General features: G+C 37.2%; 17 protein-coding genes. 4 read left to right on the forward strand and 13 right to left on the reverse strand.

What is annotated here, in order from left to right; translation table 11 throughout:
• Positions 1-92: 92 nt before the first annotated feature.
• Complete coding sequence (locus tag TY15_RS17000; RefSeq protein ID WP_042375033.1) at positions 93-272, reverse strand: DUF2187 family protein; 180 nt, start codon at positions 270-272, stop codon at positions 93-95.
• A 430-nt stretch (positions 273-702) separates the two neighbouring features.
• Here TY15_RS17000 and TY15_RS17005 point away from each other — a divergent pair, with 430 nt between their 5' ends.
• Both TY15_RS17005 and serC read left to right on the forward strand, forming a co-directional pair.
• Positions 703-1,485, forward strand: coding sequence for a Cof-type HAD-IIB family hydrolase (locus tag TY15_RS17005; protein WP_040208829.1), 783 nt, complete (start codon positions 703-705; stop codon positions 1,483-1,485).
• 188 nt (positions 1,486-1,673) lie between these two features.
• Entirely contained in the window at positions 1,674-2,771 is a 1,098-nt protein-coding gene (serC, locus tag TY15_RS17010) for a 3-phosphoserine/phosphohydroxythreonine transaminase (protein ID WP_040208828.1), read from the forward strand.
• 54 nt (positions 2,772-2,825) lie between these two features.
• On the opposite strand, the gene TY15_RS17015 is transcribed toward serC, so the two are convergent.
• The 5 genes from TY15_RS17015 to TY15_RS17025 all read right to left on the reverse strand — a co-directional run bounded on the left by TY15_RS17015 (position 2,826) and on the right by TY15_RS17025 (position 6,297).
• Positions 2,826-3,992 carry a pyridoxal-phosphate-dependent aminotransferase family protein gene (locus TY15_RS17015; RefSeq protein WP_040208827.1) on the reverse strand — a complete coding sequence of 389 codons (1,167 nt, stop codon included), beginning with the start codon at positions 3,990-3,992 and terminating at the stop codon, positions 2,826-2,828.
• Between the two features lie 186 nt (positions 3,993-4,178).
• Positions 4,179-5,180 (reverse strand): LLM class flavin-dependent oxidoreductase, encoded by a 1,002-nt coding sequence (locus tag TY15_RS17020; protein WP_040208826.1) that lies wholly within the window; start codon positions 5,178-5,180, stop codon positions 4,179-4,181.
• Positions 5,181-5,422: 242 nt separating this feature from the next.
• On the reverse strand, positions 5,423-5,569 hold the full coding sequence (locus TY15_RS24390) for a hypothetical protein (protein WP_157042269.1): 147 nt from the start codon (positions 5,567-5,569) through the stop codon (positions 5,423-5,425).
• Between the two features lie 41 nt (positions 5,570-5,610).
• On the reverse strand, positions 5,611-5,745 hold the full coding sequence (locus TY15_RS25205) for a hypothetical protein (RefSeq protein ID WP_257000292.1): 135 nt from the start codon (positions 5,743-5,745) through the stop codon (positions 5,611-5,613).
• 279 nt (positions 5,746-6,024) lie between these two features.
• The gene (locus TY15_RS17025; protein ID WP_040208825.1) at positions 6,025-6,297 is read right to left on the reverse strand and encodes a hypothetical protein; all 273 of its coding nucleotides are present in this window, start codon (positions 6,295-6,297) and stop codon (positions 6,025-6,027) included.
• A 326-nt stretch (positions 6,298-6,623) separates the two neighbouring features.
• Here TY15_RS17025 and TY15_RS17030 point away from each other — a divergent pair, with 326 nt between their 5' ends.
• Positions 6,624-7,073 (forward strand): S1 domain-containing RNA-binding protein, encoded by a 450-nt coding sequence (locus tag TY15_RS17030; protein ID WP_040208824.1) that lies wholly within the window; start codon positions 6,624-6,626, stop codon positions 7,071-7,073.
• Positions 7,074-7,293: 220 nt separating this feature from the next.
• Entirely contained in the window at positions 7,294-8,115 is an 822-nt protein-coding gene (locus tag TY15_RS17035; RefSeq protein ID WP_040208823.1) for an HAD family hydrolase, read from the forward strand.
• A gap of 115 nt (positions 8,116-8,230) precedes the next feature.
• Here the strand turns inward: TY15_RS17035 and TY15_RS24395 are convergent, their stop codons facing one another.
• The 7 genes from TY15_RS24395 to TY15_RS17065 all read right to left on the reverse strand — a co-directional run bounded on the left by TY15_RS24395 (position 8,231) and on the right by TY15_RS17065 (position 14,581).
• Positions 8,231-8,398, reverse strand: coding sequence for a hypothetical protein (locus TY15_RS24395; RefSeq protein ID WP_157042270.1), 168 nt, complete (start codon positions 8,396-8,398; stop codon positions 8,231-8,233).
• Positions 8,399-8,519: 121 nt separating this feature from the next.
• Complete coding sequence (locus tag TY15_RS17040; RefSeq protein ID WP_040208822.1) at positions 8,520-9,221, reverse strand: LrgB family protein; 702 nt, start codon at positions 9,219-9,221, stop codon at positions 8,520-8,522.
• Positions 9,212-9,586, reverse strand: a complete 375-nt coding sequence (locus TY15_RS17045) for a CidA/LrgA family holin-like protein (RefSeq protein ID WP_040208821.1) — start codon at positions 9,584-9,586, stop codon at positions 9,212-9,214. The genes TY15_RS17040 and TY15_RS17045 overlap by 10 nt, the downstream gene beginning before the upstream one ends.
• A 137-nt stretch (positions 9,587-9,723) precedes the next feature.
• Positions 9,724-10,602, reverse strand: a complete 879-nt coding sequence (locus TY15_RS17050; RefSeq protein WP_040208820.1) for a LysR family transcriptional regulator — start codon at positions 10,600-10,602, stop codon at positions 9,724-9,726.
• 204 nt (positions 10,603-10,806) lie between these two features.
• Positions 10,807-12,186: a branched-chain amino acid transport system II carrier protein gene (gene brnQ, locus TY15_RS17055; RefSeq protein ID WP_040208819.1), complete on the reverse strand. Its 1,380-nt coding sequence runs from the start codon at positions 12,184-12,186 to the stop codon at positions 10,807-10,809.
• Positions 12,187-12,466: 280 nt separating this feature from the next.
• Positions 12,467-13,255 carry an HAD family hydrolase gene (locus tag TY15_RS17060; RefSeq protein WP_040208818.1) on the reverse strand — a complete coding sequence of 263 codons (789 nt, stop codon included), beginning with the start codon at positions 13,253-13,255 and terminating at the stop codon, positions 12,467-12,469.
• A 90-nt stretch (positions 13,256-13,345) separates the two neighbouring features.
• Positions 13,346-14,581, reverse strand: a complete 1,236-nt coding sequence (locus TY15_RS17065; RefSeq protein WP_040208817.1) for a DUF438 domain-containing protein — start codon at positions 14,579-14,581, stop codon at positions 13,346-13,348.
• Between the last annotated feature and the right edge of the window lie 343 nt (positions 14,582-14,924).

Consider the following 14,924-nt stretch of genomic DNA (forward strand, 5'->3'; position numbering starts at 1 on the left):
TTTTAAAAAAGGATAAGACTAAACCGAGTAAAGAAAGAATGGCCTGTCCTTTGCTTATTCAACTTAAATACAAAATGGACAGGCCTTTTCATTTATACTTTTGAAATTTTATAATTTTTATGGTTGACAATGGTTGTCAACGGTTCATCTTTGTCCTTTGAATAACCATATTGAACAATCACGGAATTTTCTCTAATGCCAGTAACTGTCCCTTCAAAGTTATTTCCTTCTCGTTTAAAGGAAATCATATCACCAATTTTTGCTATTGCCATACGAGCACCTCGCGAAATTATTTTTCAAATATGTACCAAATGTTCCAAACATTACTCCACTTCCTCATTTAATTGGGATAGCACTTCCATTATATTTTGCTCCCCATTTCCTCAAATATTTATTAGAAATATTTTGACCGTCCTTTTTACTTTGTATTCACAGGATGTACTACAAAACCAATTGAACTTTAGTTCTATTTTCAACTTAAAAAGGGCAGAATTCTTACCTGTTCCCTCCTAACTTTATTATCAATCATGAATAACTGAACCAAATAATGGGTGAATATTGGTGCAGACGGAAAAGATATACATAGAAATAAAATTATATCAGGATGAAGTGGATGATGAAATAGTTATGCATGTTATACTTGGCTATGGATATTGCTGCGTAACCATGCAAGTTTGCATATTAGTTTTAGGAGTGTGTTAAATGAATTACAAGCTTATCATCTTAGATATAGACGGGACGATCCTTCCTCATGGAAGAATGTTAAGTCAAGCCACAAAGGATGCCATTCAGCAATTAAGAGAGAAAAATTTTAAAGTGGTGATTGCTACAGGAAGAGCCCCTTATTTTTCAGAGTCCATTATTAAGGACACGGGTGTTAATTCCATGATCTTTTTTAATGGGGCCTATGCCCTTCATGAGGGAAAAGAAATATATAAGAGCTCTATTGACAAAACATTATTAAAAAAAGTAAATCGCTTATCCAATGATAATCAACATCCATTGACCTTCTTAAGTGGTTCTAGCTTTAGAGCTACTAATATCAATCATCCTTTTGTTGTGGAAGCCTATCAACATGACCCGTGGAAGCCTGAACTTGCTCCTCCACAATTTTGGATGGACCAAGAAATATACCAACTCTTCCTTCATTGTGATATAGAGGAAGAATATTCCTATCAAACAATGATTCCGGAATTAGATTTCCGTAGATGGACTTCTACTGGAGCAAGAACATGTGATGTAAATTTGTCTAACTCTAATAAAGCAGTAGGTGTAACTAAGCTTTTAGAAAGAATCGGCATTGCTCCTGATGAAGCGGTCGCCTTTGGGGATGGCCTTAATGATATCGAAATGCTTTCCCTGGTTGGAATGGGGGTGGCTATGGGTTCAGCCCGTGAGGAAGTAAAACAAGTAGCAAAAATGGTAACCCTAACCGCAGAGGAAGATGGAGTACGATACGGCTTAGAGCGCCTTGGATTGATTTAACTACTATTATATAATCCCTAAACCCAAATAAAAGCTTGTAGAACTATCGGGTCAATTTAGTTCTACAAGCTTTTTTGCTGATGTTGTATATATTATTTATGATTATTTTTAAAGGTTGGAAAAAGATATTGTTTCAATATTAGAAAAATATGATATATTCAAGTAAATAAAAAATGGGAGTGAAGAAAATGAAACTGCAAATACACCGAACCTATAATTTTAATGCAGGTCCTTCCGCCTTACCTATTTCCGTTTTGGAAAAAGCTCAGTCAGAACTGATTGATTTTCGTGGTACGGGCATGTCCATCATGGAGCTTAGCCACCGGAGCAGCGCTTACGAAGAAGTACATAACCAGGCGATTAATCGTTTAAAGGAGCTGCTATCTATTCCAGATTCCTATGAGGTTCTCTTTCTTCAAGGTGGGGCAAGTCTGCAATTTTCGATGATTCCAATGAATTTTTTACAACCTGGGAAAAAAGCTGGTTATGTTATGACAGGTGCCTGGTCTGAAAAGGCATATGCTGAAGCTAAACTTTTTGGTGAAGTTTATCAATCAGCTTCCACAAAAGAAGATAAGTACCGCAGTATACCAAATTTAGGTCAACTAACCTACCACCCAACTGATGCATTTTTACATCTTACATCCAACAATACTATTTATGGTACACAATGGAGAGACTTCCCCGACACTGGAGAGCTCCCACTAATTGCAGACATGTCGAGTGATATCCTTTCAAAGCAGATTGATATTAGTAAGTTTTCATTAATTTATGCGGGCGCACAGAAAAACCTTGGCCCATCTGGAGTAACAGTTGTTATTATTCGAAAAGACTTACTCGAACAAGCAAACACAAATATCCCAACCGTGTTAAAGTACAGTACCCATACGAAAAACAATTCCTTATATAACACCCCACCAACCTTTGGCATTTATATGTTAGGAGAGGTCCTAAACTGGGTACATGAGTTAGGCGGCCTGTCTGCTATTTCTGCACAAAATGATCGAAAGGCTAACTTCATATATGAAGCCATTGACAACAGTAATGGTTTTTACATCGGCCATGCAAATGCGGATAGTCGTTCTCTCATGAATATCACTTTCAACTTAAAAACAGCAGAATTAGAAAAGAAATTTTTAGAGGAAGCTAAACAAGAAGGCTTTATCGGTGTAAACGGTCATCGCTCTATCGGTGGCTGCCGCGTGTCTTCCTATAATGCCGTTCCACTTGAGGCATGCAAGGCATTCAATGAATTTATGACCCAATTCCAAGCCGTAAATAGCTAAAAAACCACCCTCTCTATTTATCAGAGAGGGTGGTTTTTTGAGATACTCTTCGAGCTAAATTCTGATCCCGACTTTCTTTTTAAAAATATCAACAGCTTTTACTACATCAACAGGATAACCTAGCTCATTCATGGTCTCTCCAATTAATTCAATAGCATCCTCCAACATCTGTTCTGTTGTATTACCCATATGACCAATTCGAAATGCCTTACCTGCCAAATGGGCAAGCGCGCCAGCTACGATAAGGCCTTTGTTGGCAAGAGCAGTCCGGAATGAAACATCATCGATTCCTTCTGGATAAAGAATACAACTTAGCGTAGCCGCGGCTTCCTCTTCCCCTGCTAAAGGTTTCATACCATATACAGTAAGTGCCGCTCTGGTGGCTTTGCCAAATGCAGCGTGACGCTGATATCTTCGCTCCATCCCTTCCTCCAAGACCAGGGACATTCCCTCATCATAAGCGTATATAAGATTTACTGGTGGCGTGGCAAAATACTTCACCGGGTCATTCATAACTGGAATCCAATTATAAATATCGCAATAGTATGCTTGAACTCTTGACATTTCAGCACGAGCAGTCAAGGCTGTTTGATTAAATGCTACTATGGCTAATCCAGGTGGAACACCAATGGCTTTTTGTGAGCCAGTTAAAATGACGTCAATTTTGCCTTTCTCTTCACCATACTGCTTACTCATATCTTCTTCCATTGCAGCAGTCGCACAAACCCCATCAAGTATTACCAGTGCTCCATGTCTTTTAATGATTGGAATGAGCGCATCCAAATTAGCGGCTACCCCGGTCGACGTGTCAGCGTGGGTAATCGTCACGGCTTTAAACTTGCCATTTACCAATTTTTCTTCCACTTCACTTGGTGAAACCTGTTTGCCCCATTCTGATTGAAGCACCTCTACTTCAATGCCAAAAGCTCCTCCCAATTTAACAAAGCGATCTCCAAAATAACCATGACTAATGACTAAAAGCCTTTCTCCTGTTGCGACCGTATTGACAAGTGCCATCTCCATGGCAACTGTTCCAGATCCGGCAATAACAAATACTTCACCATCTGTTTTAAGCATTTCCTTTGTTTTCTCTATCGCATTTTTGTAAATAGCGGCAAACCTTCCGTCTGTGTGACCTCGTGTTTCTTGTGCCAATGCATCATAAATCGAATCAATGACCGGCGTCGGGCCTGGAATAAGTAACATTTCTTTATTTCGCAACGTCTATCCCCCCAATAAATTGCCTAACTCTATATAAGATTTCTATAATAAATGGTAAAATCCTCTATCGGTTCTTTACTATTGAAAATTTTCCCAACAATAATTTAACATGATCAAAAAGACCTCAGAGAGAATTGGTGTTCTCACTGAGGTCTTTAATTTTAACTGATGATTGTGTGTATGCCGTTATCTACCATCTACTACTTCTTTAAAAATTTCATATGACCTTTTTTGTTTGTCTGGATCATAAATATAAGAAACTGCCATCATTTCATCTACATTATATTTTTCTTGAAAACTGGTCATTTGGTGGAGAATAGTTTCCTTACTACCAATAAATGTTAGTCTCGACATTGAACTAGCCATCTCTTTCTCCGCTGAATTCCAAATAGCGTCTAGGTTTTCTACAGGAGGCTGTAAAGGTGTTTGCGAACCACGCACTACATTTAAGAAAAATTGCTGCATTGTAGTCGACAATAAATTCGCTTCATCATCACTTTCTGCTGCAATCACATTAAGACATACCATCATATGGGGCTTGTCCAAGTATGCAGATGGTTGAAAACGACTTCGATAAATGGAAATAGCTTCGTCCATATATCTTGGAGCAAAGTGAGATGCAAATACATATGGAAGACCTAAACGTGCCGCTAGATAAGCCGAATCCGTAGAAGAACCCAGGATATATATAGGAATATTCGTATCAACCCCTGGGTAAGCTTTTACAAAACCTTGCTGCTCTTTTGGACCGAAATAGATAAGCAAGGATTGAACATCGTCAGGAAAAGTATACACGGAATCATTTTTTGAACGTCTTAAGGCATTTGCAGTCATCATATCTGTTCCAGGTGCACGACCTAGACCTAGATCTAATCGGTCTGGATATATTGCTGCCATCGTTCCAAATTGTTCAGCCACCACTAGTGGAGAATGGTTAGGCAGCATGATTCCCCCAGACCCCACTCGTATATGATCGGTATGCTCTAATGTATGTTTAATTAAAAGAGACGTCGCGGAACTGACCAGTGTAGGCGTATTATGATGCTCTGCAATCCAATAGCGTTGATAGCCCATTTTTTCTACAGCTTGAGCCAGGTCTACCATTGCGTCAATAGCTTGTTTGGGACCCTGTCCTTCTCGAATCGGGGCTAAATTTAAGACAGATACTGGTATATGAATGGTTGACATAATGAATGATCCTTTCGTTAAATAGGTATATACCTATAGTAACAATGGAAATAAAAGAAACAAACTTTATTGCTTACAAGAATTTGCATTATGCCTATTTGTCCAGGACTACTTACCAATTATTGGAGAGACCACCTCAACTACATCATTCGTGTTTAACACTAGACTAAAAAAACATATTAAAAGACTGCCCTGTGGCAGCCCGTAGTTGTCATTCCAAACCAGCTGGACATTTTTGCTAGCTATTTCATTGTATTATCTTGTTTTTGTTGAATAGGGACATGTTTTGGCCGTTCTGGAAAAGAACCCTTTTCAGAATTAGGACCCGTTAAGTCATTTCGTTGATCGAGTACTTTTCCAGAATACTCAATCGGGTTTTGTTCCGGCATTGTTAGCCCTCCTATGGATTTGTTAGAAACCCTATTTTTCGTTATATTTTCTTCTCAGGAAACTTCAACCTTTGCTCCGCTTCACTCATGTTCGGATTGCTTCTGGGGGGACTTTTACTTAATGCTCTCTTTAATTCTCCGGATGGATCATTATTCATATTTTTATTTTTCACCATGAGACACTCCTCCTTTTCGTTATATATTATGGACGTAATCCCTATGTTCATTCTTTCTTGTTTTTTACCATTACCTATATCTAGGAAAACATTTCATCTCTCTGCAGGACAGTCCTCTTGGACATTGAATATTTCCTGAAATAATGAAATTTTCAGTCTTGTATTTGTTTTTGATTTGCAGAAAAAGGGGATTATTATATAGGAGAAGTTTTTGGAATGGCTTAAAAAGGATTAGGATAAACGATTGAATTGAATGCTTTGAAAATATATTATTATTGTTTAAACCAGCATTTTTATTGACTTAGAAATTGCTGTCCTAAATACCCAGATAATATCGATTAAAATATCCGTGTCTATCATGATTTCTTGAAGATCCCAATAAAGTTCATTTTTTCGATGGTAAAAGAATTTTCCATTTTTTGACTTCATAATCGTGAGTGTACCAATTGGATTAACCGTTTCGATCGTAAGGTAATATTTTTTACCATCCCACTGAGCAAATGTTTCAAAATTTTTTAGAAAAGCTGAAGCTTCCTCTTTGCTTTTTATCAATCTTTTCACTCCCTTTTTTATGAGTAAGGAAATTATATGAATGTTTTTTATCAGATATTACTGGAATAAATTTATTGTTGATTATGATTATAGGCAGTTATCACATTGGATTCAATCCGTTTGAAAGAAGGTCTACCATGGTATCGAAACTGTTCAATTAATGGTTGTAAAACATAATAATTTTTCCAATAATGGCCACAGACTTCAGATTTCATGTGCTTTCGGGATGAATTGGTAAAACAAGTGGTAAGGAGTTGATACTATTTCTTTCAATTATTTGATATAATGAAGTGTCTTTAACATTATTGAGGGGGAACTATATTTCTATGTCAGTTGAAGTAGGCAGTAAAGTACAAGGTAAAGTAACAGGAATCACTAATTTTGGAGCGTTTGTGGAACTACCAGGAGGCTCAACTGGTCTCGTGCATATTAGTGAGGTTGCAGATAGCTATGTAAAAGATGTGAATGACCATCTAAAAATTGGCGATCTAGTTGAAGTGAAAGTAATTAGTGAGAAAGACGGGAAAACTGCCTTATCTATTAAAAAAGCGATAGATAAACCTGAAGGTCAAACTTCATCTTATTCACAACGCCCAGCAAGACAAGGAAGAAGTGATAATCGATCAAAAGACTTCCGTTCAAAAGGTAATTTCAAACCTAAGGAAAGTTTTGAAGATAAAGTGGCTAAGTTCCTTAAATCCAGTGAAGAGAACTTATCCAGCCTCAAGCGGAACACCGAAACAAAACGAGGCGGTCGAGGTGGAAGACGCGGATAATTCATCCCGCCTTCATCCATCTTCATAATAGATAAAGGCAAGCTTGTTTAAACGAGCTTGCCTTAAACCGTTTATGGACTTGAAACAGACTAGAGATTGGTTCCAGTGACATGATTGACACAGGTTGACTCCTTCGTAGATAAATTCCTCCATCACGTATTTCCTATAAATCTGCTATAGTAGTTAATAAGATTTGAATAGAAAGGAATTAATTAGCACAATGAAATGCATTTCAATTGATTTAGATGGTACCTTGTTAAACTCTGACCATGAAATATCAGAAGCAAACTTAAAAGCTTTGGCCGATCTAAAGGACCAAGGACACTGTATTATATTAAATACGGGCCGTGCTTACGCTGATGTCATTAAATTAAAAGCGATTCAAAATATGCAGATTCCTATCTTTTGTGTGAATGGTGCTGTTTTGTTCTCAGAAGATAGAGAGCTACTTTTTGAAGCAACCCTATCAAATACCACCTTTCGAAAAATATTTTCAATTTTAAAGGATTTAGGAGTTGGGATTCTCGTTTACACGAACCATGGCGGCTTTCCCTCCACCCTGCCACCATTACATGGAAAAAGTAAGCAGGAACTGAATGAATTGTTTCTAGAAAGTAATTATGATGAAATTCTTGAAAATGGCAATCTAAAAATCTATAAACTAATTGCATTGGTTCATCATGATGAGTTAGATAGAATCGAAAAAGTAAAAACTACTTTATTTGGTAAATTTCCAATTTCGATGGCATCTTCTTTTCCAAATAATGTTGAAATCACCTCAGCTGAAGCACATAAGGGGAAGGCTTTATTGCGCTACCAGGATCTGATGAAGATTACCTTTGATGAAATAATTGCCTTCGGTGATGGGGGAAACGATCTCGCCCAATTTGAAGTGGCTACTACTTCAGTAGCAATGGAAAACGCACCACTTCATGTGCAACAAAAGGCGGATATCATAACCAAGTCCAACAATGATGATGGCTTCGCCTATGCAGTTCGTCATCTTATCCAATTATTAGAGGAATTTCCTGTAGACAAATAATCCGATATTGTTCAAGAAAACGAGCATTCAGAAATCATGGAGCTCGTTTTCTTGTTAAGAATAAACCTCCACATACAAATAAAAAAATAGATAAAGGCGAATATTAGCATTTGAGTTAATACTTTGTTAACAATTTCATGATTTCCCTTTTTCGTTCTCTATCCTTAACTCTAGTCAGATCAAGAGCAACTTCATGGCCCTTATGCTTTGCTCGTAATACTTCTCTAATCGCATTTCTTACACTTTCTTCATCGTCACGCACAACGATTACACTTCGCAGCATTGCCTTTCCTCCCCTAATGGTTTGATTAATAAAAAAAAACAGTCGTCATAACTATGTTATGGCAACCGTTTGAGGAAATTAACTTAAGATATGAAATTTCCCACCCATTTCGGATGAATTACTATAAGATATGGTGGATATTCATATTCATCAACGGAGGAATAATCACTGCACCCCAGATTAACGTAATCAATGCCGCAAAAATCATTGCTAGCGATGAAAATGTGGCTTCTTGTTTTCCATATTCCATTGCTTTATTCGTTCCGACCCCATGAGCACCCATTCCCAGTGCTAGCCCTTTAGCAATGGGCGTTTTAATGGCCAAGGACTTAATCACGGTTGGTCCGACAATTCCGCCGATAACGCCCGTAATAATCACAAAAACTGTTGTTAAGGTTGGTAGTCCACCTATCTCCTTTGATACTTCAATTGCGATTGGTGTCGTAATCGACCTTGGCAAAATAGAAATGAGAAAGTCATATTTTAAATGTAATAATTTGGACAATCCAAACGTAGAAAAAATAGCGACGAGCGTTCCGAACGTGATACTAACAATAATCGTCCCAATATATTTTTTAATGATGGCCAAGTTTTTATAAATCGGAACAGCGAAAGCAACTGTTGCTGGTCCAAGTAAATTGGTCAACCATTTAGAATTATGCATGTATTGGGTTGCTGACATATCCACCATGAAGATAAGAAAAATCAGTAGGATTGGGGCAAGCAACAATGGATGAAATAAGGGAAAGCTCCATTTGCCATATGCTGTTTTTGACAATCGATAGATAAGATACGTTAATATAATGACAAGAATCATCTCCATTGTTGTTTCCCCCCCTTTCGCCCCATTATTTTTTCAGCAGTTAAGGCAGTCATGCCCATCACAATAATTGTGCTTACTCCAATCAACCCAACAATTTCTGCACCTTGTACGCTTAAAATTTCATCATAATTTACAACCCCCACTGCCGATGGGATAAAGAACAGCAGAAGTTCAGCCAGTAGCCAATTTGCTCCTTTTTCAACCCACTCTAGCTTAATCATTTTTAAACAAAGAGCTAAAAACAGAAGGAATAATCCGAACATCGAAGCAGGAATCGGAAGAGGTATGATTTCTTTAACAGCTGCTCCCAAGAATAAAAATAAATATAAAAATAATACTTGTATAATAATTACTCCAAGTTTCATCGTAATATCCTTTCTTCATGCAAAAAAAGGAGCGATAGAACTCCTTTTTGCTTAAACGAAATTAACTATAGAGTAATGGTACGCTGTTTTTCATCATTCGTAAAATACATATTCAGAATGATTTGCATAACTAATAGTTATAATGGATCCTTCAGAATAAAATCAATGAAGGTTCTTCCAGCATTAGAGATATAGCGGTCTTTCTTTGTTAGGACGGCTAACCGCCATAGGATTTCTTGCTCTAGATCGATAACCTTTAAATCATGGTTGGATACCCGGTTGCAGATAGATTGTGGAAGAATCGTAATGCCCAAGTTTGCAGCTACCATTTCGGTCATAAGATCCCATTGTGAGCTTTTAAATAAGATTTTCGGAACAAACCCCGCCTTGCTGAAGTGATTCCACATAATTTGATTCAGCGCAAATTCTTCGTGATAAAAAATAAACTCCTCATTCTTTAATTCCTCAAGATCAACACTTGCACGCATCGATAAGGGATGATCTTTGAAAACCAACAACTTCATTTTTTCTTCCACGATTGGGTAGATATTAAATAGTTGATCATCAATGGGCAGTACGGCTACTCCCAGCTCGAACTCCCCTTCCTCGACACTTTTCACGACTCTGGCCCCACCATATTCAGTTATATTCAGTTCGATATTAGGAAAAGCATGATGAAACTTGGCAATGACTCTTGGGAAAAACAAACTGCCAATAAAAGGTGGCAATCCGATATTGATTTGCCCCCTAGTTAAGTTGGTCATGTCATTTAATGTCGTTTTCATTTCATCCACCAGCACATTTATTTTTTGTGCAAATTCAAGGACAACCTTGCCTGCGTCAGTAACGTCACTTGTCTTATTGGTGCGAATAATTAAGGTCATTCCAAGCTCTTCCTCTAATGCCTTTATGGATTTACTTAAGGCAGGCTGTGACAGATGTAGGTTTTCAGCTGCTTTTGTAATACTCTTATTCTTAGCAACTTCCATAAATAAGTTTAACTGTCTTATTTCCAATAAAAACACCTCAATTAATCAGATCGGTTATAGTTTTCCTTGTAAGTATCATCACTATTACGGATACCTCAATAATGCAGTCCAAAAGCTCGCCGCTTGGCGAGCCCAAAGGGTGAAGACAGAGGGCGAAGTTGCACTTATGCCTGATAGGAAAGTTATGCTTGCCAATCGGCTAAAAAAACATCCCCATCACAGTGGGGACACTTATAATACACCTTCAGTTTTATTATTTTGCCGAATAACAGCAGTATTCACAATTCGCACAATTAACCCAGTAAGGACCATAGTCACAAAAACAGGCAACAGCCACCCCAATCCGTCTTCATAGAGAGGTAAGGTTTTTTCATAAAATGATACAACCACTTCAAGCCAGCCAAAATAGTTTATTTCAAGTAGCTGACAGAAAGTTTTAATGCCATCGATTAAGCTGATCATAAAGGTGACTGCAATCGTAGCTATATAAACGACTCTTGAATGATGAAATAGCTTTGACAAAAATGTCAGAAGCATTAAAACAACTGCTAAGGGATATAACAACAGTAAGACAGGAATCGAGAAATGAATGATATTCGATAAACCAAAGTTTGCAGCAACAAAAGAGATCACTGAAAAAATAACAACCCACATCTTATAGCTGAGTGTTGGTATCAGTGTATGAAAATACTCACCACATGCTGTCATCAATCCTATGCTCGTCGTTAAACAAGCTAGGATAATTATAATCGATAACATGATGGTTCCTAATGACCCAAAATAATAAGAAGCAGCCTTTTCAAGTACTGGTCCCCCTGTATCAAACAATCCGAATGCTTCTGTACTACTTGCTCCTAAGTATGCAACTCCCGCATAAATGATGCCAAGAAACACGATAGCTACTATCCCAGATTTCGCGGAGGCAATTAAGATCCCGCGAGTAGAGGTCACACCCATTGAACGAATGGCGTTGATGACAATAATACCAAAAACAAGCGAAGCAAGTGCATCCATTGTATTATAGCCTTCCATTATGCCCTTCATAAATGATCCATGGATATAAGACTCCTGTGGTGCACCGATGGAGCCAATGGGTTTAACAATGACCATGACTAATAACACAAAAATAAGGATAATAATCCCCGGTGAAAGAATTTTGCCGATATGATCAACAATCTTGGCTGGATTTAACGAAAACCAAAGGGTAACGATGAAAAAAACAAAGGTGAATGCTAACAGTCCGATTTGTGCATATGCTTCCGGGACAAACGGAGCAATTCCGATATCATAGGCCACCGCTCCTGTTCTTGGCGCTGCAAAAAACGGCCCAATGGTTAAATAAAGAACTGCGGTAAATACAATGCCATATAAGGGATGAATTCGACCTGCGAGTTCCTGTAGATTTTTGCTTCCAGAAAAGCCTATCGCTAAAATCCCAAGAAAAGGTAAGCCAATTCCTGTAATCAAAAAGCCACATACAGCCACCCAAATATTTTCCCCTGCTTTTTGTCCAAGCGATGCTGGAAAAATTAAGTTCCCTGCACCGAAAAATAATGCAAATAACATGACTCCTATGATGAAATACCGAGAAAATGGTAATTTATTTTGCATATTCTGCCCCATCCTGATTTATATTACTATTTTAATTGATATAGTCCGTGACTAATAATACTATTCACCACAGCAAATTTCAACCTAATTTAAGAACTTTTTAGACAATTCAATATAAGAAAGAACACAGGTATTACAAGAAGACAAAGAATCTCATTTAAGAAAACTCTATTTTTAACTTCAAAGAAAAGTCATTTTGAAATAATTATTTTATTCATCAAAAAAGACTTTTGATTAAACAAAAGCCTTTTTACATTCTTATTTTCATCCTTCTATTTGATTAACTCATTTCTTCTAAAATACGGGTAAGTTCTTGCAAATGATTTATTTCATATGTAGGGATGATTTCACTACGTTCTTTGTTGTCGCGGTTAATCCAGATCGTTTTGATCCCAGCACGATTCGCACCAAGTATATCTGTCATCAAATTATCCCCAACCATGAGAACTTCCTCCCTTGATAACGAATTCAATGAAAGCGCATGTTCAAATATGGCTGGATCGGGTTTTCCTCTCCCAAAATCACCAGAGATCACGATATGATCAAAATATGGTATTAACTCGGGCGTAATCGCCAATTTAGTATTTTGTAAATCAGGTGAGCCATTTGTCAACAGAAGAAGCTGGTAATCATCTTTTAGACTATCTAATATTGCAAAAGTTTCTTCGTAGACAAATGGTGCCTGGCACCGTTCCTGAGGAAATCGTTCAGCCAATTCGTAACCAAAGTCAAGGTCTTCTACACCTATGGTTTTTAATCCAGCTGTCCAGGCATTCCTTCGATAAGCAGGAACGGTCTCTTTCATTTTTCTAAATTGATCATGATGATTGTCCAGAAAATTGCCCCATAATCCTTCGAATGGATTAATCCCGATCATTTGCGTAAAGGGATAAAATTCATAGGAGGTATATAAATCCCTAGCAGCAGCCCGAACAGCCTCCTCTAGCTGTCTAGCATCCACTCCATACCGTTCTTCTGCAACTTTACAGGTTGCGGCAAACGCCGTTTTTATACTTTTTTGATCCCATAGCAGGGTATCATCTAAATCGAAAAAAACTGCTTTAATCAACGAAAATCTCTCCTATCACTCTATATTTTTATAAGTTTACCATGTTAATGATTGAAAACAAATAATTTTACGAATGATAAGTTTTTTCTCTTATGCTAGAATTCGTTTTTCCCCATCAATTACTTTAATAGGAGCAATATTTTGCGTGAATTCTAGTGTCCCGATATACGTTCCTTTTTCATCACGAACTGCAAAATAACGTATATAGACATATTTATCCTTGAACTGAATCCAAAAGTCCTCACTGTCCTTCCTCCCTGCCTTAAAATCCGCTAGTAGGTCTTCAACAACATGGACACTTCTTGGTGGGTGGCAATTCTGTACAGTTCGTCCTATAATCGCCTTGGTCCTGGCAAAAATTCTTTCTTTTCCATGTGAGAAATAACGAACGACATCTTCATGATCAATGAAGGTTATGTCAACTGGCAAATGATTTAATACCAGTTCAAGCTGTTTTAATGATAAAATGCCTGTTTCCATCTTAATCAATCCTTCTGAAATGGTTTTTTCGTCTAAACCCTTTCTTTCAGGCTTCCACTCCTCCGAAGGAGCAGATAAGCAATAACCAATTTGATCACTTTCATGAGCGATCTTCACCCACTCATCTTCCGTTAAGTTTTTCAGGGCCATTGGAAAAAGAATATGTTCTTCTTTGTAAATCATCCCCTTAACTTCTTGAATGATAAATTGGAGTATCTGTAAAACAGGTTGTTTTTCCCCATCATATGTCTGCAACTTTTGCTTTGCCTCTTTAATGGCGTCGCGGATAAAATCATCAATTCTCCACATATTGGTTGTAGGTCCATAGATTCCGTATTTCTCTAAATAAGGAAAAATCAAATTTTCTTTGCGGCTATAGTGCTTATCGATATCAAGTAAAAGATTTAAATCTTCAATGAGATGGAAAACATGTTCATGTGAATCTTCCTCTAAAAATTTGGCTACATGCATTTCTACTTGTGATTGAAGTAATCTTTCGATTTCTCTATTTTCAAGTTTAAAGGTGTGAACAGGATGTCCTGGTTGATCCTCAGGCTGTTCCTTTTGATTACTCGTACCTTTTTCAATAAAACTGTGAAATATTTCTGAATGCTGTGAATAAATTTGTTTTATATCTTCTGTTGGAATACTTTTCTCTTCAGCAAAAATATGCTGAAGTTGTGCAATTTCATCCACTGTAATAGTCCCAATAAAGGCATCATAATGTGCTTTTACTTCGTCTAAATTCCTTCCGTTATAAAGGTCTTGAAAAATTTGTTTTAATATCACTAAACGATCGGGATTGTTAGATGCTAGTTGTTCGCGGTTATTAATGAACTCACTCATTTCAGATTCTCCTTTAACATTGCTGTTTACTAGTTATTTTATTAATACCTTACCATGTCAAATACGGTTTGTTTGTGATTAACATCATTAGTACGCTTTTAATTGTGAAAACTTTAAGACAAGACGGAATCACGTTAATAGTTTCTTTACACAGCTATTTGACAATTATTTATATTCATGGTACATTTATCTCGAATTAAAGATGTTTTAATTAAAGGTATATTCACTATTTTTAGCAAAACTGTAGGTGGGGATTGTTTTTTTAATCACTCCTCACCTTCATAATAGAGTGTTACTGCTTGTTTAAGGAATACTTCATGTAGGCTGAATAAATTATTTAATA

The sequence above is a fragment of the Neobacillus jeddahensis genome, from assembly GCF_000612625.1.
In the GTDB taxonomy this organism is placed as follows: domain Bacteria; phylum Bacillota; class Bacilli; order Bacillales; family Cytobacillaceae; genus Neobacillus; species Neobacillus jeddahensis.